This is a genomic window from Caldicellulosiruptor acetigenus, assembly GCF_026914305.1.
Classification (GTDB): Bacteria; Bacillota; Thermoanaerobacteria; order Caldicellulosiruptorales; family Caldicellulosiruptoraceae; genus Caldicellulosiruptor; species Caldicellulosiruptor acetigenus.
On record NZ_CP113866.1, the window covers coordinates 695305 to 717106 of the forward strand.

The 21802-nt window shown below is 36.5% G+C and carries 15 protein-coding genes and 3 pseudogenes; 13 read left to right on the forward strand and 5 right to left on the reverse strand.

The window, feature by feature from the left end; all coding sequences use genetic code 11:
• The first annotated feature begins 51 nt into the window (after positions 1-51).
• The 3 genes from arfA to OTK01_RS03290 all read left to right on the forward strand — a co-directional run bounded on the left by arfA (position 52) and on the right by OTK01_RS03290 (position 5060).
• On the forward strand, positions 52-1569 hold the full coding sequence (gene arfA, locus OTK01_RS03280; RefSeq protein WP_269011771.1) for an arabinosylfuranosidase ArfA: 1518 nt from the start codon (positions 52-54) through the stop codon (positions 1567-1569).
• A gap of 167 nt (positions 1570-1736) precedes the next feature.
• Complete coding sequence (gene melA / locus OTK01_RS03285) at positions 1737-3053, forward strand: alpha-glucosidase/alpha-galactosidase (RefSeq protein ID WP_029229177.1); 1317 nt, start codon at positions 1737-1739, stop codon at positions 3051-3053.
• A 21-nt stretch (positions 3054-3074) separates the two neighbouring features.
• Complete coding sequence (locus tag OTK01_RS03290) at positions 3075-5060, forward strand: glycoside hydrolase family 31 protein (protein ID WP_029229176.1); 1986 nt, start codon at positions 3075-3077, stop codon at positions 5058-5060.
• A 118-nt stretch (positions 5061-5178) separates the two neighbouring features.
• Here the strand turns inward: OTK01_RS03290 and OTK01_RS03295 are convergent.
• Both OTK01_RS03295 and OTK01_RS03305 read right to left on the reverse strand, forming a co-directional pair.
• Positions 5179-5767: pseudogene (locus OTK01_RS03295) on the reverse strand (transposase); the annotation flags it as partial.
• A gap of 582 nt (positions 5768-6349) precedes the next feature.
• A pseudogene (locus OTK01_RS03305) lies at positions 6350-7599 on the reverse strand (IS110 family RNA-guided transposase).
• Between the two features lie 523 nt (positions 7600-8122).
• On the opposite strand from OTK01_RS03305, the gene OTK01_RS03310 reads away from it, so the two are divergent.
• The 3 genes from OTK01_RS03310 to OTK01_RS03320 are packed head-to-tail and all read left to right on the forward strand — an operon-like array spanning position 8123 to position 11934.
• Positions 8123-9637: a carboxylesterase/lipase family protein gene (locus tag OTK01_RS03310; RefSeq protein WP_029229102.1), complete on the forward strand. Its 1515-nt coding sequence runs from the start codon at positions 8123-8125 to the stop codon at positions 9635-9637.
• Between the two features lie 37 nt (positions 9638-9674).
• On the forward strand, positions 9675-10841 hold the full coding sequence (locus tag OTK01_RS03315; RefSeq protein ID WP_029229101.1) for a serine hydrolase domain-containing protein: 1167 nt from the start codon (positions 9675-9677) through the stop codon (positions 10839-10841).
• 52 nt (positions 10842-10893) lie between these two features.
• Positions 10894-11934 (forward strand): NAD(P)-dependent alcohol dehydrogenase, encoded by a 1041-nt coding sequence (locus tag OTK01_RS03320; RefSeq protein WP_029229100.1) that lies wholly within the window; start codon positions 10894-10896, stop codon positions 11932-11934.
• 157 nt (positions 11935-12091) lie between these two features.
• Here the strand turns inward: OTK01_RS03320 and OTK01_RS03325 are convergent.
• Positions 12092-12370: pseudogene (locus tag OTK01_RS03325) on the reverse strand (IS481 family transposase); the annotation flags it as partial.
• A gap of 523 nt (positions 12371-12893) precedes the next feature.
• On the opposite strand from OTK01_RS03325, the gene OTK01_RS03330 reads away from it, so the two are divergent.
• Positions 12894-14354 (forward strand): alpha-L-fucosidase, encoded by a 1461-nt coding sequence (locus tag OTK01_RS03330; protein ID WP_029229099.1) that lies wholly within the window; start codon positions 12894-12896, stop codon positions 14352-14354.
• Positions 14355-14413: 59 nt separating this feature from the next.
• Here the strand turns inward: OTK01_RS03330 and OTK01_RS03335 are convergent, their stop codons facing one another.
• A complete protein-coding gene (locus OTK01_RS03335; protein WP_029229098.1) occupies positions 14414-15547 on the reverse strand; it encodes a glycerate kinase in 1134 nt (377 codons plus the stop codon).
• A 244-nt stretch (positions 15548-15791) separates the two neighbouring features.
• Between OTK01_RS03335 and rplM the strand changes: the two genes are divergently transcribed.
• The 4 genes from rplM (at position 15792) to OTK01_RS03355 (ending at position 18412) form a co-directional block, all read left to right on the forward strand.
• Positions 15792-16220: a 50S ribosomal protein L13 gene (gene rplM / locus OTK01_RS03340; protein ID WP_013291114.1), complete on the forward strand. Its 429-nt coding sequence runs from the start codon at positions 15792-15794 to the stop codon at positions 16218-16220.
• A gap of 23 nt (positions 16221-16243) precedes the next feature.
• The gene (gene rpsI / locus OTK01_RS03345) at positions 16244-16636 is read left to right on the forward strand and encodes a 30S ribosomal protein S9 (protein WP_029229097.1); all 393 of its coding nucleotides are present in this window, start codon (positions 16244-16246) and stop codon (positions 16634-16636) included.
• Between the two features lie 201 nt (positions 16637-16837).
• The gene (locus OTK01_RS03350; RefSeq protein WP_029229096.1) at positions 16838-18058 is read left to right on the forward strand and encodes an ammonium transporter; all 1221 of its coding nucleotides are present in this window, start codon (positions 16838-16840) and stop codon (positions 18056-18058) included.
• Between the two features lie 18 nt (positions 18059-18076).
• Positions 18077-18412 carry a P-II family nitrogen regulator gene (locus OTK01_RS03355; RefSeq protein WP_013291111.1) on the forward strand — a complete coding sequence of 112 codons (336 nt, stop codon included), beginning with the start codon at positions 18077-18079 and terminating at the stop codon, positions 18410-18412.
• Between the two features lie 80 nt (positions 18413-18492).
• Here OTK01_RS03355 and OTK01_RS03360 read toward each other — a convergent pair whose 3' ends face one another.
• Complete coding sequence (locus OTK01_RS03360) at positions 18493-19620, reverse strand: glycosyltransferase (protein WP_029229095.1); 1128 nt, start codon at positions 19618-19620, stop codon at positions 18493-18495.
• Between the two features lie 129 nt (positions 19621-19749).
• Here OTK01_RS03360 and radA point away from each other — a divergent pair, with 129 nt between their 5' ends.
• Together radA and OTK01_RS03370 are read left to right on the forward strand one after the other, a co-directional pair.
• Positions 19750-21090 carry a DNA repair protein RadA gene (gene radA / locus OTK01_RS03365; protein WP_029229094.1) on the forward strand — a complete coding sequence of 447 codons (1341 nt, stop codon included), beginning with the start codon at positions 19750-19752 and terminating at the stop codon, positions 21088-21090.
• A 21-nt stretch (positions 21091-21111) separates the two neighbouring features.
• A complete protein-coding gene (locus tag OTK01_RS03370; RefSeq protein ID WP_029229093.1) occupies positions 21112-21801 on the forward strand; it encodes a 4Fe-4S double cluster binding domain-containing protein in 690 nt (229 codons plus the stop codon).
• The last annotated feature ends 1 nt before the right edge of the window (position 21802 follow it).

Consider the following 21802-nt stretch of genomic DNA (forward strand, 5'->3'; position numbering starts at 1 on the left):
GTTTCTGCAAAAGGCTAATAAAACAATTCTAACCAAAGGAGGAATAGTCATATGAAAAAAACAAAGGTACTCTATGATAGGGAGTTTGTAATTGGACAGGTAGACAAGAGAATCTACGGTTCATTTTTGGAACACATGGGAAGAGCAATATACACAGGAATCTATGAACCAGACCATCCACAGGCTGATGAAATGGGGTTTAGAAAAGATGTTTTAGAACTTGTTCGGCAGTTGAATGTTCCTATTGTAAGATATCCTGGCGGCAATTTTGTGTCGGGGTATAACTGGGAAGATGGTGTTGGTCCAAAAGAAAAAAGACCAAGAAGACTTGAGCTTGCGTGGAGAGCCATCGAGACAAATGAGGTTGGGGTAAACGAATTTATTGAATGGGCAAAAAGAGCAAACACCTCTGTTATGATGACAGTAAACCTTGGCACACGTGGAATTGATGCAGCAAGAAACTTAGTTGAGTATTGCAACTTTCCAGGTGGCACATACTACAGTGATTTGAGACGTCAGCATGGTTATGAACAGCCGCACAACATAAAAGTATGGTGTCTTGGGAACGAGATGGATGGTGACTGGCAGATAGGTCACAAAACAGCCCATGAGTATGGCAGAATTGCAAGAGAGACAGCAAAGGTTATGAAGTGGATAGATCCCACTATAAAGCTTGTTGCAGCGGGAAGCTCAGGTCCCAAAATGCCAACATTTCCTGAGTGGGAAGCAATTGTTTTGGACCACACATATGACCTTGTAGATTATGTGTCGCTACATGTGTACTATGGAAATCCTGAAAAGGACACAAAGAACTTTGTTGCAAAATCGCTTGAAATGGAAGAGTTTATCAAAACAGTTATATCAACAATTGACTATGTAAAGGCTAAAAAGAGAAGCAAAAAGGTTGTCAATATCTCATTTGACGAATGGAATGTATGGTACCATGCTCATCTTGAGGGGAAAGACCAGAAAGCAGAACCCTGGGCTCAAATTCGTGCTATTGCAGAAGAAGATTATGTGTTCGAAGATGCAATTTTAGTGGGATGCATGTTGATTGCGCTTTTGAAACACTGTGATAGAGTCAAGATAGCATGCATGGCACAGCTTGTAAATGTAATTGCCCCAATTACCACTGTAAAGGGTGGAATTGCTTACAGACAGGTAATCTACTATCCTTTCATGCATGCTGCAAACTATGGGCATGGAGTTGCACTGCTTCCCAAGGTAAATTCTCCTAAATATGATTCAAAAGACTTTACTGATGTTCCGTACATTGAAACAGTTGCAACATACAATGAGGAAAAGGATGAAATAACAGTCTTTGCAGTCAACAGAGATTTAGAAGAGGAGATGCAAGTTGAATTTAAGCTTGATGGTTTTGAAGGCTTTGAGGTTGTGGAGCACATTGTATATGAAAGTGATGATATTTACAAAGGAAACACTGCAGAAAAACCTGACAATGTTGTGCCCCACAAAGGTGGAAATTCAAAGATAGAAGGCAATGTTTTAACATCCATATTACCTAAATTCTCCTGGAATGTAATCAGGTTAAAGAAGAAAGAAAATTAATTGCATTGCTATGCAAGCAACACAGCTTCTTAAAGAGTACAAAATTTAAGAAGCTGTCTTGTTTGTTTTATAAAATTTTAAGAGGAATTTCAAAGTTATTAGATTTAAACTACCGCCACTGAGAAGTTAAAATAAAAAATGTATTTCAGAGCAAAGGAGATGAGGGTATGCTCAAAATAGCTATCATAGGTGCAGGAAGTGGAGTTTTCACAAGGAACTTGGTAAGAGACATTTTGTCATATCCAGAACTAAGAGACTCTACAATAGCGCTTATGGACATTGACAGTATAAGACTTGAATTTATGAGAAAAGCTCTGCAAAAACTCATTGACCAGGAAAAGTATCCAACCAAACTTGAAGCCACAACTGATAGAAAAGAGGCTTTAAAAGGTGCAAAATATGTGGTTGTCACAATACAAGTTGGAGGTTTAAAACCTTACGAATATGACATTTACATTCCTCTAAAATACGGTGTAAAACAGGCAGTTGGTGATACAATAGGTCCAGGTGGAGTTTTTAGGGCTCTTAGAACAATACCGGTTTTGCTTGACATTGCAAAGGACATGGAAGAGCTTTGTCCTGACGCACTTTTGCTCAATTATGTAAATCCAATGGCAATGAACTGCTGGGCGTTAAATAAGGCTACGAATATAAAAAATGTAGGGCTTTGTCACAGTGTTCAAGGAACTGCTGAATTTTTAGCAAAAATTATTGGGGCAAAAATGGAAGAAATTTCATACTTATGTGCAGGTATAAACCACATGGCATGGTTTTTGAAATTTGAGTGGAATGGGAAAGATGCATATCCCCTTATAAAAGAGAAAGCAAATGACCCCGAAATCTATACACAGGATGTTACAAAATTCGAGATACTAAAACATTTTGGATATTATGTTTCAGAGTCAAGTTTTCACATGTCTGAATATGTTCCTTATTTTAGAAAGAGCGACGATTGGATAAACAAAATACATAAAACACATTCATGGCACAAAGAACATTACAATGGCATGTATCTGCACTGCTGCTTAGATGCTGCGAAAACTTTACTTGATGACCTGAAGAAAATGGCAGAGGCAGACTACATCGACCCGAAAAGAAGTAACGAATACTGTGCAACTATCATCCATTCCATAGAGACAAACACTCCAAGTGTGATAAATGGTAATGTTGAGAACAAGGGTTTGATAACAAATTTGCCTGAAGGGTGCTGTGTAGAAGTGCCATGTTTGGTTGACAGAAATGGTATTCAGCCAACTTATGTTGGAAATCTTCCTCCACAGCTTGCAGCTTTGAACAGGACAAATATAAACGTTCAAGAGCTTGCGGTAATTGCTGCTTTGACAGGTGATAGGGAAGTAGTTTATCATGCAATTATGATGGACCCTCTCACAAGTGCAGTTTTAGATTTGGATGAAATACGCAAGATGGTAGATGAGATGTTTGAAGCAGAAAAAGAATGGCTGCCAGAAAAAATTTACAAATAAAAGTGAATGAGGTGAAAAGAGATGGCAAGGCTTTTCTCAGTCCATGGGGATAAATTGGTAAGTAAATACGATAAGGAGATACTGTGGATTGAGGCATGGGGCAGAAACAGTTTGCGAGTTCGCGCAACTCAAGAAGGAAGTATGCCAGAAAATGATTGGGCTTTGTTGCCAAAAACTGAAATTAGTAGTAATAATATAGAAATTAAAATTTTAGACAATAGAGGAATAATAAGAAATGGCAATATATGTGCTGTAATTGAGCCAACTGGCGATATTAAATTTTACAACAGCGAAAACAAAATTATATTGCAAGAATATACTTCAAGATTTGCTGGAGGATTACGCAAAAAAGGACGTGAATTTCAACCTATTTTAGGAGGTAGCTATCGATTAACTGTTCGTTTTGAATCAGAACCTGACGAGAAGCTTTATGGAATGGGGCAATATCAGCAACCATTTTTAAATTTAAAAGGTTGCGCATTAGAACTTGCACATAGGAATTCTCAATCAAGTGTCCCGTTTTTAGTTTCAAACATTGGATATGGTTTTTTATGGAACAATCCGGCAATTGGAAGGGTTGTATTTGGTAAAAATATAACTGAGTGGGAAGCATTTGTAACTAAAACTATGGATTATTGGATAACAGCAGGTAATAATCCTGCTGAAATTTTAGAACAATATATGGAAGTAACAGGAACGCCTCCAATGATGCCTGACTATGCAATGGGATTTTGGCAAAGTAAACTGAGGTATAGAAATACTCAAGAATTAATGGATGTAGCGTATGAATATAAAAGGCGTAATCTTCCTCTTGATGTAATTGTGATTGATTTTTTCCATTGGCCACATCAGGGAGACTGGAAATTTGATGAAGATTACTGGCCTCATCCAGAAAAAATGGTAGAAGAGCTCAGAAAAATGGGTATTGAAGTAATGGTATCTATATGGCCGACTGTTGAAAAAGAAAGCGAAAATTATGAAGAGATGCTTTCAAAGGGCTTACTTATGAGTACCGACCGGGGACCGCGAGTGACTATGCAGTTTGTCAATGACACTCTTTTTGTTGATATGACTAATCCCGAAGCACGTGAATTTATGTGGGGAAAAGTCAAAGAAAATTATTTTTCAAAAGGTATTAAAATGTACTGGCTTGATGAAGCTGAGCCAGAATTTCATAAATATGAATTTGATAATTATCGATATTATTTGGGACCATGTTTAGAAATAGGAAATATATATCCTCTATTGTATGCAAAAACTTTTTATGATGGATTGAAAAAGGAAGGTATTGAAAATATAATTAACTTAATTCGCTGTGCTTGGGCTGGTTCCCAACGCTATGGAGTGGTTGTGTGGTCGGGGGATATTGCATCCACCTTTGAATCATTGAGAAATCAAGTTGCATGTGGCCTAAATATGGCAATGGCGGGGATACCCTGGTGGACAAGCGACATAGGAGGTTTCTATGGTGGCGATCCAGAGGATCCTTCTTTTAGAGAATTGATAATCAGATGGTTTCAATTTGGAGCATTTTGTCCTGTTTTTCGTATACATGGCGATAGAAAGCCTTATATTCCACCGACGAGTAATAAAGGTGGAGGAAAAGTAGGTTCTGGTGGTCCTAATGAGGTATGGAGCTATGGAGAAGAAGCTTACGAAATTTTCAAGAAGTATCTCACTATACGTGAAAAACTTAAACCGTATATTAAAAGACAAATGTTACTCACACATAAAAAAGGAACACCTATAATGAGACCACTGTTTTACGATTTTCCATCTGATACAAAGTCATGGGAGATTGAAGATGAATTTATGTTTGGACCTGATATATTAGTTGCTCCTGTCTTATATGAAGGTATGAGAGAAAGAATTGTTTATCTACCTGAAGGTGCCCACTGGAGAGAGTGGGAAACAGGAAAAGTATATGAAGGTGGAAAAGAAATTATTTGCCAAGCTCCTTTAACTACAATACCGATTTTTATACGGGATGGAGTTGAGTTGTTGTAAATTGTAAATAGTTGGATTTGCAAATAAAAAAGGGCTTTGCATAAACAAAAAATTTGATAATCTGCAAAGTCCTTTAGTTTTCTTCGCCAAACTCTTTACACAAAAATATTTAAAGTCTCTTTTTACCTTCTAAATCGATACCAAGGCTGGCATTGCAAGTAGCTTGTTTAACTTTAGAATTGTCCTTAACTTCACTTCTGAATAACCGTCGATGATAAGAGCAAAAGCACTTGTGGGCAATTCTCTTTGTTTAAATGATTGAAGTTCATTTTTAAGGTCTTCTTTAATTTTTAGTATTTCATTTTCGGAATAGGGAAGATTCAAAACTTTCAAAGTTTGAACAAGAGAACTTTCAGAATAACCGTTGACAACTAAAGACATAAGAAGGTAAATGTATGAACTATCCACTCTTTTATAACAGTCGGGAAGGATAGAGGGACGAAAATTTAAAGTAGCGAGTGCGAGGGACAGAGAATTCAAGCTTGCCAACAGGTGTTGCTAGTTTTACTTCAATAAAAACCGTTGCCCTTGTCATTGTCATTTTTAGCAAGGCTACTTATCTTTCCGATAACATCAAGCAATCGAGCAAGTTTTACTTTCAGTTGCTTTAGAGCTGGGCGGTTAGGATCATCTTTGGAGCAATACATATTTAATACTTGCTCTACAGCCATGTTTTTAGCAGTTTCGTAAATTTCGTTTTTATTCATTCTCAGTAACCCCCTTTGATGATTATTTCAATACTAATTATACAGTGAACACAATTTTATTTTAACTCCCTATGGCTATTCCGGCAGAAAAGGCAGTAGAACTTAATGCAAGGTATTTGGAGCAGTTGAATTATAAATTTGTAAAAAGAAACTTCGATAATAATTTATGATAGAAGAAATAACAAAAAATAAATTTACAAGTTTGATAAAAAGGTAATTGTTAAAAACACTCTGTTGATAAATTGTTAGATTAATACCACTAAAAGACAAAGGTCAATTTTGTCCAACTTTAAGAAAGACTTTTTACAGGAGTTGTTCAATTAATTCATGTTATCTGAACGGTAAGTTTATTTTATAAATAACAACAGCAATAATTGTAATGGCTTTATAGTTAAAAGCTTACAGCACAAATTGGCAAATTTAAAGATTTATGTTAATTCCGAATTCTTAACTTGATTTTAGAAAAAATTTTTTAGATAATTAGGACAAAAAAAGACAATAAAATACCGAGCCACTCAGCATGGAAAAATTTAACTGGCAGCTTGTTTTGAGAAGATTATTAAATTAAGAAAATGGGATTAACTAAGTATTGTAAACATCACCTCTTTCTTGATATATTTGACCAAGGCTAGAGCATTGCAAAGATCAGAGGAATTAATCGTCTTGCGGTAAGGACAAGGGCACGTTTATGCTGATGACAGGTCAACCTCTGAGAGCTTCTTGTTGTAGAAGGCTTTATAACGGACTGTGTGCTACAGCACACAGTTAGCAGCCTCAACAAGATAGTATTCTGAGAATATTGGTTACCACACTTAGCTAATGAGGTTTCCTGGGCATTGAAATTGCCTGATTGGTATTGAGTCCAAACAAGGCCGGAGTATTTAGCTAAAGCAGCTTCATTTTTGAAGCGCTTGATATCACCGATTTCAGCGCAGATAGCAGCTGCAAGAACATCTCCTATGCCAGGGGATGGTGGTCAAGGTTTGGGAGAAAGCTTTAAGAAGTTTTGAGATTTCTTTGTCGAGTTTTTTAAGTTGTTCTTGCATAAATCTAATATTTTCAAGAGTCATAGACAAAGCTAAGGCATTTGCCTCAGCCAACAGAGGATGTAATCTGTATGAACGATTAGCAGCGGTTTTAAGTATTTCAGCGATTTTATTGACATCTGATAATCTGTTGTTGCCGTTGTCAGATACAAATTTAATTAAATCTTCTAAAGACATGGAAGCAATGTCATCTGGGGTGAAGTTTTCGATGATAGCGCAAGATGCCTTACCGAAGATATCAGAAAATGGACAGTCTTGAGAGTAAGTAGAGAATTTAAGGTATATGAGATTGAGAGCTCTGTTTTTTTCGCGAGTTAGATTATGAACAAGGTGGTAGCGCATTCTGGTAAGGCGTTGTAGCGCAGCATATTTAAAATCAGGCAAAGGTGTTGGATTCAGCTTACTGAACCTAACGCATTCAGCGATGATAATTGCATCGATGCTATCTGTTTTAGGCAAGAAAGTGTAGATTTTTTTAAAGCCTTTGACTATGCTTGGGTTGAGAACATAAAAAGTTGGTTTATATGGCAGCAGTTCAGATGAAGAAGCAAGATACAAGTGCAGATGCCAAGCGTAATGTGAAGTTGCTTCCATGCCAAACTTAATACAGGATAGATTATACTGGCTGAGGCAATCAATAACTCTTTTGATTAATTCGTTAGCGCCTTCTTGATCGTTAGGCAAGGAAAAAGGTTTTTTAATCAAGTGATTTCCGGCATCATCGATGAAGAAGATAGAATTTGACTGACTACTGATATCAATGCCCACGATTAAAGTATTTGGCAATTTGAAGACCTCCTTTTTGCAAGTAGTGGTAAGAAAAAGTATTAAGCCCTTTATCCCTGGGGATTACACGTAATGCAGCCTCGCCGATATTAGAGCTACTTGAGCAGTTTACAGGGTGCACACATCTGACATGCTCAAATCAGATGTGGTAAACTGCCAGTGCACAGCAAACGAGTAAACATTACTCATGTAATCCTTTGGGGTTCAGTCTTTCTCAAGCTGTGGCGTGCAGATATCAAAGCACGTCCAGCAGGAGGTGATCAAAAAATATCCAAATAAACTAAATCAGGCTTAAACTTTTTCTGATATTAGTTTACCAGAGATAAAGGGCAAATTTAAACTGTAGCAGTCAATTTTAATATTCAATTTTTTAAGAAGTGAATGTTTTAAGAAAAGCTTTGTTATCAAGGTCAGTTTCCAGTAATCAATTGGTACTAATAATTTAATGTACCAATTGAGATATGAAGTTTTAAGTGACTTGATAATCATATTATAAGAGGTATATTGAGAGAGAGGGATTTATATGTTAAGAAGAGCAGTTACAGAAAATGGAATAGTAGAAGGGCTTCCTGCATCTGACCCGAGGATAACTGTTTTCAAAGGGATTCCTTTTGCAGCACCTCCAGTAGGTGAATTGAGATGGAAACCTCCGCAACCGTGCAAAGATTGGAAGGGTGTTCTCAAGGCTTACACATTCGCACCAATTTCAATTCAGGCAACGCCAGGATTAGATCCAAATAATATTTACACGAAAGAGTGGCATGTTGATCCTGACATTCCTATGAGTGAAGACTGCTTGTATTTAAATATTTGGACACCTGCAAAACACCCTGATGAAAAATTACCTGTAATGATTTGGTTTTTTGGTGGAGGATTACAGGTTGGTTATACTTCAGAAATGGAGTTTGATGGAGAGCGCATAGCAAGAAGAGGAATAGTATTTGTAAGTGTAAACTATCGATTGAATGTATTTGGCTTTTTTGCACATCCTCAGATTTCAGAGGAGAATAAAAATGGACCAAAGGCTAATTTTGGATTATTAGACCAACTGGCAGGAATTGAATGGGTAAGACGCAACATTTCAGCATTTGGAGGGGATCCAAATAATATTACTATATTTGGCCAATCTGCTGGTGGCGGTTGTGTTACTGCTCATATCACATCACCTGTTAGTAAAGGTTTATTTCAAAGAGCCATCATTCAAAGTGGAGGAGGGTTTGCTCCACGTTTTAACCAGGGATATCCTGATTTGAGTGAAGCCGAAAAAATAGGAGAAGAGTTTTTTAAGTTTTTAGGTGTAAAAAGTTTGGACGAGGCAAGAAGAATAGATGCAAGGATTATATTTGAGAAATCCGAAGAATTTGGGCATAGATGGGGATTTGTGAAAGATGGATTTTATATAGTTGATGATCCTGTAAAACTTATTATCAAGGACAATTGGCACAAAATACCTCTGATCATAGGGCATACAGCAAATGAATTTGTGGAGGAACCCAATGTTGAAACAATAGAGGAATTCAAAGAGTATGCTTACAAAAGGTTTGGAGAGGATGCAGAAGAGTATATAAGGCTTTGTAACGTTGATAATAATGATATTGTACAGATCAGGAAAAAAGGCGCAATTAACATGTTTGAGATAGGGAATCTGATGTGGTGTGAGCACAATGCCAAGACAAAGGATACAACAATTTACTGTTATTGCTTTGATCCGGAGATACCAGGCGATGATGCAGGCTCTTTTCACTCTTCTGAATTGTGGTTTGTATTTGAAACCTTAGCAAAGTGTTGGAGACCTTTTGTAGGCAAACATTATGATTTAGCTCGACAAATGTGTAACTATTGGACAAATTTTGCTAAAAAGGGTGATCCTAATGGAAATGATGCAGATGGAACTCCAATGCCAGAGTGGAGACCTTATACTGAAGAGGAAGCATTTGTAATGTTGTTTGGGGACAAACCATGTAAAGATCCAAACAGGCCAACTGAACTTATGAAGTTTATGGTGAGACATCTTTTTAAAAAGTTAAAAATAGATTAATTTTGTTGAACCATTAAATAAGGAAGGAGTGTTGTGTATGGCAAGATTTGATGATTTATCAAGGTTATTAAATAGCTTTGTAGAAAACGGTTTGCCGGGTTGTGCATGTGCTATAGCAAAGAATGGAGAAATTCTGTGGGAAGGATATTTTGGTTATGCAGATTTAGAAAGAAAAATACCCATAAATGAAACTAGCGTTTTTAGATTAGCCTCAATGACCAAAATTATAATTTGTACTGCTGCTTTGATACTTTATGAAAGAGGGAAGTATCTTTTAAGTGATCCGGTTTATGAGTATATACCGGAATATAAAGAAACATATGTATATGTAAGGGATAAAAAGGGTAATGTACGAATAGAAAAAACAAAAAATCCTATACTTATAAAACATGCTTTTACTATGACGTTAGGTTTACCATATCCTTTCAGAGACTCTCCCACAGCAATTGAAATGAGAAAAGTAAAAGAAGAGTTGACAAAAAAATATGGGAAATATGATATAGTTACTGAAGCAAAGGCTATGGCTACAGTACCTCTTGAATTTGAACCGGGAACACGATGGTTGTATGGATATGGGCATGATATAGTGGCAGCATTGATACAAATAATATCTGGCAAAAAAGTAAGTGAATTTTTGCGTGAAGAAATTTTTGAGCCTTTAGGAATGAATGATACTGGATATCGTTATTTTGGTGACATAGAAAATAGAATGGTTTCCTGCTATAAAAGAAATGAAGATGGAACGTTTGAAAAAGTTAAAGGGATGTTAGATGAATTTCATCAACCTGATGCAGTATATGAAGCAGGAGGAGCAGGTCTTTTTTCTACAGTAAGGGATTATTTAAAATTTTCGCAAATGCTTGCTAACGGGGGAGTTTATAAAGGACAAAAGATAATTGGTAGAAAAACTATCGATTTAATGAGGACCAATCAATTAAATAGAAGACAGTTGTTAGATTTTAACAAAAATAATATTTACTTATCAGGATATGGATATGGTTTAGGCGTGAGGACTCTTATGAGTATTAATGAGAGTAACTTTAACAGTTCTATTGGTGAGTTTGGATGGACAGGTGCACTTGGAACTTATGTTTCAATTGATCCGAGTGAAGGTTTTTCTTTAGTATATATGCATCAGATGATACCGAATATGGAGGAATACTATCATCTAAGAGTAAGGTCAGTTGCTTATGGTTGTTTGTAAATAATTTTTAAAAGGTCTTGAGAGCAAAAATAATAGAAGGGGGGTCTCCTTTGTGGAAACGATGAAGGCTGTTGTTTTGGAAAAACCAAAAGTTTTAAAAATGGAAATAAGGAATAGACCTGTGATTATGGAGGATGAAGTATTAGTCGCTGTCAAATGTGTAGGGATTTGTGGTTCTGATATTCATTATTACGAACATGGGAAAATAGGTAATTATGTAGTGGAAAAACCATTAATTTTGGGTCATGAAGCAAGTGGAGAAGTTATTAGTATAGGGAGGAATGTGAAAAAATTTAATGTTGGAGATAAAGTAGTTATTGAACCTGGAGTGACTTGTGGGAAATGTGAATATTGTAAGAGTGGACGATATAATCTATGTCCTGATGTTAAGTTTTTGGCTACACCACCTGTTGATGGAGCATTATGTGAATATTTAGCGGTAAAAGAAGATTATTTATTTAAAATTCCTGATAACATCGAATATGATGTTGCAACTTTAGTTGAACCTTTGTCAGTTGGTATTCATGGTGCTATAAGAGGTAATGTAAAACTTGGAGATAATGTTTTAATTTTAGGTTTGGGGCCAGTTGGGTTGTTAACTATTTTAGCAGTGAAAGCTTTTGGAGCGAGTCAAATAATTGCTGTAGATGTCCAACCTCTAAGATTGAATGCTGCAAATGAATTAGGTGCTACTCATATAATAAATGCTAAAGACAGCAATTATAAACAATTAATACTTGAAGCGACACAAAATGTAGGCCCAGATGTAACTTTTGAGACAGCTGGTTCTAAAGAAACGAGCAGATTAGCATTTGAAATAACTAAACGAGGTGGAAGAATAGTTTTAATAGGGTTATTGCCAGACAACGAAGTATCAGTTAATATAAATTCTATAGTTGATAATGAGTATAACATTTATGGTGTTTTTAGATATGCAAATACTTACAGAAAAGCAATTGATGTTTTATCAAATAATTTAGAAAAGGTTAAAAAGTTAATAACTCATAGATTTAAGTTCGATGAAGCAACTGAAGCATTTGAATTTGTGAGAGAAAACAAAGACAAGTGCATTAAAGCGGTAATTACAGTATAGTTATTAATTATTCACATAAACACAAAAAATATTGAGTGGTAGATAATTATATCATTTGGATGAATTAATAAATATTGTAAATTTAAGGCAAAACATACTTTAGGAAAAATTTTATTTTTGTATTTTTGCTTATTTTAACCTCATATTTGCTGAGCTAGCAAAGAGACAAACGTTTGTATCTGAAGATAGTTCTTTGAAAATTTCTCGATAATGAGATTTTCAAGTTCAGAAGAAAGTTTTTCAGGGAAAGTTTTAGGTTTTCTTGAATTTATCCTCAAGGGGACTATATATTCCTCTTCTTACAGTGCGCCTTGACACACCTAATATTTAACAGTCTTTAGTATGTTTTTGTTATTTTTTTTAACGCTTTTTGGATTAATTATCTTGCTTTTTCAGAAAATATTTTCCTTATCTCGTGATATGATATAATATTCATAGCAGGCTGTCCTTCCATCCTGGTAGTTTATTGATTTTTCTTTTGGATGGGAGATTACACTTTTTAATTATATTCATGATATTCATGCCAGGATAGAGACAGCTCCAATTTTTTTATAAGTTATTCCTTAATGTTTTAAAACATTTTATCCATTGTGATAAATAACTCTGCGCCTATTTTAGTTATTCAATATATTTGTAGTTGACAAGAAAAATGTATATAGGAATATAATAAAAACGTGATAGGGCAAAACTAAGAAGTTTTTATTTTACAGTATATTGCTGGATATTCAATTTTTTGTAGAGAAAATTGAGAAAGTGTTTCTGTAAAACAAAAGTTAAACGTTTCACGAACTTAATTTCCTTTTTGCCAATGAGTTTTGCATTTCAAAAACAAAAAGAAAGGAGTGATATTGAAAATATCAAATATAAAATTAAATGTCATTATAGGTAAAAGATTATTGAAGACTGTTCCAAGATATATAAAAATTTAAAATAATTTGTGTGCAAGGAGGTATCTTTATATGAATGAACTTTTTAAAACCATTCAAAAAGGCCCATTTGAACCTACTTGGGAATCTTTAAGACAATTCAAATGCCCTCAATGGTTTTTGGATGCAAAGTTTGGAATTTGGGCACACTGGGGACCACAATCTGTACCAATGTATGGAGATTGGTATGCAAGAAATATATACATTGAAGGTTCTCCACAATACTACTATCACTGGCGCAAGTATGGTCATCCTTCAAAGGTTGGTTACAAAGATATTGTTCAGATGTGGAAAGCTGAAAATTTTGACCCGGAGCAGCTGATTGATCTGTATATCAAAGCAGGTGCAAAATATTTTGTTGCTCAGGCTGTTCACCACGATAACTTTGATAACTGGAATTCTCGATACCATAGGTGGAATGCAGTGAATATGGGCCCTAAGAAAGATATTGTTGGAATGTGGTGCAAAGCTGCAAGAGAAAGAGGTCTTCCGTTTGGTGTATCAGAACATTTGGCTGCAAGCTTTTCGTGGTTTGCGACAAGTAAAGGACATGACACAAAAGGACCATATAAAGGTATCCCATATGATGGGAATGACCCGGCTTTTGAGGATTTTTATCATCCAAATAGGGACGAGTACGAGTTGGAAAAACAGCATGGAAAGATTGTCAATTGGTACTCGCCCAATCCACAGTGGCATATGAAATGGTTTTTAAGAATCAAAGATTTGATTGACCAGTATGAGCCAGACTTTTTATATTCAGACGGCGGTGTTCCTTTTGGGGAGGTTGGACTCAATATTGTTGCGCATCTTTACAATACAAGTGCCAAAAATCACGGTGGTATAAATCAAGCAGTATACACTCAAAAAGACACAAATCCAGAAGTCTATAAAATTGGTGTTTTGGACATTGAACGTGGAGCTGCCGAAGATATCCTGTCTCATCCATGGCAGACGGATACATGTTTAGGTGGCTGGTTTTATGATGTAAGAGCTGTATATAAAACTCCGCAACAGGTAATTGAAATGCTTATTGATATTGTCAGCAAAGGTGGAAACCTGCTTTTGAATATTCCGCAAAAACCAGATGGCACGCTGGATGAAGAATGTCTTTATATTCTTGATGAGATTGCAAAATGGATAAAAGTAAACGGAGAAGGTATATATGCAACACGTCCATGGATAAGATATGGAGAAGGTCCGACAAAAGGGCAAGGTGGAGCTTTTCAGGAAAAAAAGCTTGAGTGGACGCAAGAGGATTTTAGATTTACCCAAAAAGATGGAAAAATTTTTGCTTTTCAAATGAAATATCCAGGGGACCACAAGGCAATCATCAAAAGTTTGGGACTATCAAGTGGTATTTTTGTGAAAAAGGTAAAACTTTTGGGATTTGAAAATGAGGTTGAATTTGAACAGTTAGAAAACGCTCTGGTTATCAAATTGCCAGAAAAGTGCTATAGCACAAGATATCCACATTGTTTTTGCATAGAGTAAAACTAACTGGGCTATTCCATGAGCAAGGAGGAATAGCCCTGATGATTTTATCTGCTTTTTTAAAGATTTTTTACTCTTAAAATCAAATTCACAATACTCTTTGTAGTTTCTTTAAGTAGCCGTGATGCTTCTTTGAGACATCTGTCAAGAGATGATGCCATATCAACAATAGAGAAAATTGAGGTTATACCTTCTTTTGTGTACTCTTCAAAAGGACAATCAATTGACCCTGAAATAACAATTACCATTTTGCCAAACTTTGCACCAAGCCGGGCAATTCCAATTGTGGATTTTCCAGATAGGCTTTGCCTGTCAAATCTTCCTTCACCAGTGATGACAATATCTGTCCATTTGACATGTTCTTCAGCGTTCGAAGCACTCAGTATATAGTCTATTCCCGATACATACTGAGCGTTTAAAAAAGCCAAAAGTGCAAATCCCAAGCCTCCTGCAGCACCAGCTCCGCTGGATAGCGATAAGTCTTTTCCAAGATACTCTTTAGCGACATTTGCAAAATTTTTTAATCCTTCATCAAGAAGCTTTACAGCATTTTCATCTGCCCCTTTTTGAGGTGCAAACACATACGCTGCACCATTTTCTCCGTATAATGGATTTGTAACATCACACAAAACTGTAAATTTTACTTTGCGAACTTCATTCAAGAATTCTGAATCATCTATCTTTTTTATTTTAATCAAGTTTTCTCCGATTGGTTTTAATTCCTCTCCATTTTCATTCAAAAATTTCATTCCAAGCGCACTCAGCATTCCTGTACCTGCATCATTTGTTGCAGAGCCGCCAATGCCAATGATGATTTCTTTAACTCCTTTTGAAATTGCGTATTTGATGAGCTCACCAACACCATATGTTGTTGTGTAAAGAGGATTTCTTTCTTCATCTTTTAAAAGGAGAAGACCTGAACATTCTGCCATTTCAATGATTGCTTTGTCTTCAAAAAATCCTATTCTGCTTTTAATTTTCCTAAAAAGAGGGTCATTTACCTCAACCTCTTCTATTTTGGCACCAAAAATTTTAGATAGAGCGGTCAAGGTTCCTTCTCCACCGTCGGCAAGCGGAAGCTGAAAAACTTCTGCACCTTTGTCAACCTCAACAATAGCTTCTTTTATTATTTCGGATGCAACAAAAGCGTCAAACGACCCTTTATATTTATCTGGTGCAACCAAATATTTCAATAAGATTTCCCCCTTTCTTATCAATGCATAGCTTACATTGATATTTTACCAAAATTTTTGTTAGATGCCTTGTATTTTTAGAATGAAAGTATTCTTGAGGTTATTCAAAAATCCTTGTCCAAGCAATTGACATTGACAATATAATGTATTAGAATATTTTATGTTTTAAAATGAGGCCCCGAGTATGAGTTGATAATATAGATTTTCAGAAAACAAAATTTCAAAAGGAGTGTAGGGAGAAGCGATGAAGACATACCTTGCAAAACCAAACGAGGTTCCGAAGAAGTGGTATGTTATTGATGCAACAGGAAAGCCGCTTGGAAGACTTGCAGCTAAAATTGCTGTGATATTGAGAGGCAAGCACAAACCTCAGTTTACTCCGAATGTTGACACTGGCGACTATGTTATTGTAATCAATGCTGAAAAGGTTGTGTTGACTGGCAAAAAGCTTGATAAGGATGGATACAGATATCATACAAAGTATCCAGGTGGACTCAAGTTTATCCCATATCGCAGACTTCTTGAAAAGCATCCGGAGAAGGCAATTGAGATTGCGGTGCGCGGAATGCTTCCTAAAAATAGGCTTAGAGATAGGTTCATGAGAAAGCTCAAAGTTTACAGAGGACCAAATCACCCACATGCAGCACAGAAGCCGGAAGTGCTGGAAATATAGTTTTGTAAGGGGAGGATATGAAAGTGGCACAGGTAAAATACTATGCAACTGGTAGAAGAAAAACTTCTGTTGCAAAGGTTTGGCTTTCACCTGGAAGTGGCAAAATTATTGTGAACGATAAGAACATGGAAGAGTATTTTCCTCTTGAGACATTGAGAATTATTGTAAAGCAGCCATTGACACTTACTGAGACACTCAACAAATATGATGTAATTGCGAAGGTTAAAGGCGGCGGTCTTTCTGGTCAAGCAGGTGCAGTAAGACATGGTATTGCAAGAGCACTTGTGCTTGCTGACCCAACTTTAAGACCAGCTTTGAAAAAAGCAGGATTTCTTACAAGAGACCCACGTATGGTGGAGAGAAAGAAATACGGTCTCAAGAAAGCAAGGAGAGCACCCCAGTTCTCAAAAAGATAAAGGAATTTTTACAGCTCCTTTTTCCAAGGAGCTTTTATTTTTGCAATTTAGAAGTTTTTCTCTTTCACCTATTGACAATTTACGCACAAGAGAATATAATAAAATTGTAATTGCCAATGGGGGCATACCAAAAAAGGTATGTCCCCATTTTGCATTTTGGGCGGATATAGACTTTCAAAATAAAATTTGGGGGTGTTTTGGATGAACTATGCAGACATTGTATGGGTTTTAATTTCAACTGCTTTGGTTATGCTGATGACACCAGCAGTAGGTCTTTTTTATGGAGGTATGGTCAGAAGAAAAAACCTTCTTTCCACAATTACCATGTCAGCACTGACTCTGGGATTAATAAGCATTGAATGGGTTTTGATCGGTTATAGCATGGCTTTTGGACCTGACAAGTTTGGATTGATTGGGGGCTTTGAGTGGGCAGGGTTAAAAAATGTTGGATATAAGCCTAACCCTGACTATGCAGGTAGCATTCCACACCTTTTGTTTATGGCATTTCAGATGATGTTTGCAGCAATTACTCCTGCGCTTATTGTAGGTGCTTATGTTGAGAGAATAAAATTTAGCAGTTATATACTTTTTACATTACTATGGTCAATATTTGTTTACAATCCAGTTGCGCATTGGGTGTGGGCAAAAGGCGGATGGCTCAAAAACTTAGGAGCTTTAGACTTTGCAGGAGGTACTGTTGTTCATATTACTGCTGGTGTGTCAGCTCTGGCGCTTTCCCTTGTGCTAAGAAAAAGAAAGGACTTTGGCAAAGTTCAGATGGAGCCAAATAATATTCCTTTAACCCTTGTTGGTGCATTTTTACTCTGGTTTGGATGGTTCGGGTTCAACGGCGGAAGCAGCTTAGCTGCAAACGAGATCGGAGTAAATGCCTTTGTTGTCACAAATGTTGCGGCAGCCTCTGCTGCAGTTTCCTGGATGATTATAAGCTGGCTTTACAAAAAACCAAGCGCAATTGGGATTGCAACAGGTGCAGTTGTTGGGCTTGTTGCAATAACACCTGCATCAGGTTATGTAAACTCTCTTTCAGCAATTGTGATTGGTGCAGTTGCTTCCATAATATCATTTTACTGTATTAGACTGAGAGAAAGATTAGAACTTGATGAGACGTTAGATGTTTGGGCTTGCCACGGAATGGGTGGAACTTGGGGGGCGCTTGCAACAGGAATATTTGCAAGCAAGGCGGTAAATCCAGCAGGAAATGATGGGCTCTTGTTTGGAAACTACAAGCTGTTTTTTGTTCAGCTTATCTCAGTGTTAGTTGTCTGGGCGTTTTCGTTTATTGTGACCATAATAATTTCAAAAGTGCTTGATAAAACAGTTGGTTTGGCAGTGACATATGAAGAGGAGACTGTTGGTCTTGACATATCTCAGCATGGCGAAGAGGCTTATGGCGGAATTTAATTTTGGGGGTGTTTTGAGATGAAGAAAATAGAGGCCATCATAAGAGAGGAAAAGCTCAATGACCTCAAAGAGTGCCTTGAAAAAGAGGGCATATACGGAATGACAGTTATGAGAGTTAAAGGAAGAGGCATCCAGCGCGGTATTACCTTGCAGTGGAGAGCTGGAAGCTATACCGTGGACCTTCTTCCAAAAGTGCTTGTGATGATTGTTGTGAGTGATGAGAAGTTTGAAAAGGTGATTGACATTATTTTGGAGTGCTGTTCAACAGGAAATCCAGGTGATGGTAAGATTTTTGTATCAGAGGTAAGTGAAGTTATAAGGATTAGTAGCAAGGAAAGAAACGTAAAGCTATGAATTTCTTAAAGTTTATAAAATCAAAAGGGCTACCTTAGTAAGGAGGTTTGAAAATAAGACTTTTCAAGTAGGTAGCCCTTTTACTTTTTTGAAAGTATGCTTTTATAAATCTCAAATTGCATTTTTGCCATATTTTCCGCAGAGAACTTTTCTCTTGCTTTTTTAGAAAGAAGCTGTCCAAACTCTTTGATGAGATTTTTATTTTGCAAAAGTATTTCTATCTTTTGAGCAAGCCCTTTATAATCTCCAACCCCAAATAAAAAACCGTTTTTGCCATCTTCAATCAGATCTGGCACGGAGCCTACTTTGCTTGATATACAGCACTTTTCAAGTGCTGTTGCTTCTAAGATTGAATATGGGAAGGTTTCAGAATATGAACTGATGACATTTATATCTATGCTATTAAAAAAGTCATATGGATTTTTTATACTGCCAAGTAGAAATACTCTGTCATTTAAATTGTATTCACTTATCATTTGCTTTAAAAACTCCTTTTGAGGACCACTTCCGCCGATTAAAAAAATGACATCAGGATATTTTTTGGCTATTATATTTGCAGCTTTTATAAACACATCCAGACCTTTTACCTTGTATAACCTGCTCAAGTTCCCTATTATTATTTTGGAATCAAATACTTTTCTATCAAGAAATCTTGATAAGAACTCATCCTTTTGCACATAATGTATCTCTTTTGAAAAATCAAAACCGTTGTACAAAAGAAAAATCCTATCTTCTCTTACTCCAAGCCCTTTTATCTTGTCAATCAGTGCAGAGCCCACAGAAATAAAATAGTCAAATCTTTTTAAAGCAAGTTTGTTAAGAAATGAAAACACTACTCTTTTGTAAAAAATATCTTGAAAATCCAAATCAAAATCACTATGTACTGTTGTGATAAATGGCTTGTTTTTGATTTTTCGTTTTAGAAACATTCCAATGAAATTTGCTCTTGCGCCGTGGCAATGGATTATATCATAACCTTCAGCCTCAACGATATGTGCTATCTTGTCAACCACGCTCAAGTCAAATCGAGAAGATTGCTGAATAACATCTATGTCAATCCCAGCATTTTTTACCTCTTCATAGAATTGCCCGTACATGAAACATATAATTTTAAGACTGACAATATCTTTTAGCTTTGAACACAGGTTTATTATATGTGTCTTTGCTCCTCCTGTATCACCACCGCTTATAAGGTGCAGAACCTTCATTTTAGAAAAACAAACCTCCTCAAATTAAATGGCCTATCGATTAGATTATATCATAACTCTTTATAAAAGGGTGAAAATATGATAAAAATATATCGTGTGGATTTGAAATGATTTTGAGGAGAAACTAAAATGAAAACAAAAAGCGTTTATGTTTGCCAGGAGTGCGGCTTTAGAACCTCAAAATGGCTTGGAAGATGTCCAAACTGTTCAAGCTGGGACACCTTTGTACTTGAAAGAATGGACCAAAACAAAAAAGAAACTATCTCTATTTCAAAAGAGAATTCAGCAGTATTAAAACTTTCTAATGTCAGCACAAGAGAAGAAAGGTTTTTGTCTGGCATAGAAGAGCTGGATGGTGTCCTTGGTGGCGGATTTGTAAAGGGAGAGCTTGTTTTGCTTGGTGGTGAGCCGGGGATTGGAAAGTCAACTTTGCTTTTGCAGGTTGCAAATATATTAAGTGAAAGAATGAAGGTTTTATATGTCTCAGGCGAGGAAGGAGCAAACCAGCTAAAACTTCGAGCACAAAGGCTCAATATTGATGGAAACTTTGATGTTGTGTGTGAAACTAATTTTGATTTGGTAAAAAATATTATCTTGGAAACAAAACCAGAGTTTGTTATAATTGATTCTATACAGACCATGTATATACCAGAAAACCAGTCAGCGCCGGGAAGTGTAACCCAGGTCAGAGACGTGACAATGCAGCTTTTAAAAATCGCAAAGACTTATAAAATAACAGCTGTAATTGTGGGGCATGTGACAAAAGATGGTCTTATTGCAGGACCGAGGGTTTTAGAACACATGGTTGACTGTGTTTTGTATTTTGAAGGAGAGAGGTTTAACACCTATAGGGTAATCAGAGCTTATAAAAATAGATTTGGTCCTACAAACCAGCTTGGAATTTTTGAGATGACAGACGGTGGACTTGTTGAGGTAAAAAATCCTTCAAGCATTTTTTTGGAAAGCTCCTACAATGTTGAGGGTGTTGCTATTTACTCAGCAATAGAAGGAACAAGGTCTATTCTTTTAGAGATACAGGCGCTTAGCACTCCAACATCTTTTGGCACTCCAAGAAGGACAGTGACTGGAATTGATTATAATAGATGCGTGATGCTCTGTGCTGTGCTTGAAAAGAAAATTGGACTTGTACTGAGCACTCAGGATATATATGTAAACGTAGCAGGCGGGTTTAAGGTTTCAGAGCCAGCGGCAGACCTTGCAATTGTGTGTGCAATAGCTTCAAGTTATAAAGGAATTCCTATTGGAGATACTGTATTAATAGGTGAAGTGGGTTTGACAGGCGAGATTAGAGCTGTGTCTAATATAGAAAAAAGATTGAATGAAGCAAAAAAACTGGGGTTTAAAAGGGCTATCATTCCAAAGAGAAATATGGAATCAATCCAAAATGACGGCACTATTGAAGTCTATGGTATGTCAAATATAGAGGAAGTCTTGAATTTTATATTTTAGCTAAAGAGAGATGATTGAAAAATGCTTTTAGAAGAGCTCAAAAAGATGTTAATTTCCGAGGGTGCAAGTGATGTGGGGTTTTCTTCTATAAATCCATACCTGCCAGATGAACTGAAGATGTTCAAAACATGTATAACAGTGGTTATAAAGCTTTCAGATGCCATCGTAAACGAGATTGTAGACTCACCGACGTTTACATACTATCATCACTACAAAGCTGTAAACAACCTCATTGACCTTTTGACCTTAAAAGGTGTGCTGTTTTTAGAATCAAAAGGATATTATGCTTTAAGTATTGCTGCATCACAAAGTGTCCACGGTAAGGACAATGGGTTTTCGGGTGTGCTGTCACACAAGATAGGAGCAGTACTGTCTGGCATGGGTTTTATTGGAAAGAGCAATCTTTTTATTCATGAAAGATTTGGGCCGCGCGTGCGCCTTGGTACAATACTCACAACGTATGAGCCAGAAAATGAAATTAAAAATAATGTTATTGAGCCAAAATGTGGCGATTGCAATCTTTGCGTTGTGAGCTGTCCTGCACAGGCAATCTATGGGAGAACATGGCATTTAGGTATTGATAGAAACGAGATGATAGACCCCCATGCATGCAGCAGTTATATGAAGGAAAAGTTTAAGTGCATTGGGCGGGGTCAGGTGTGCGGCATATGCATGAGGGTCTGTCCTTATGGAAGTGAAGTCAAAAGATAGG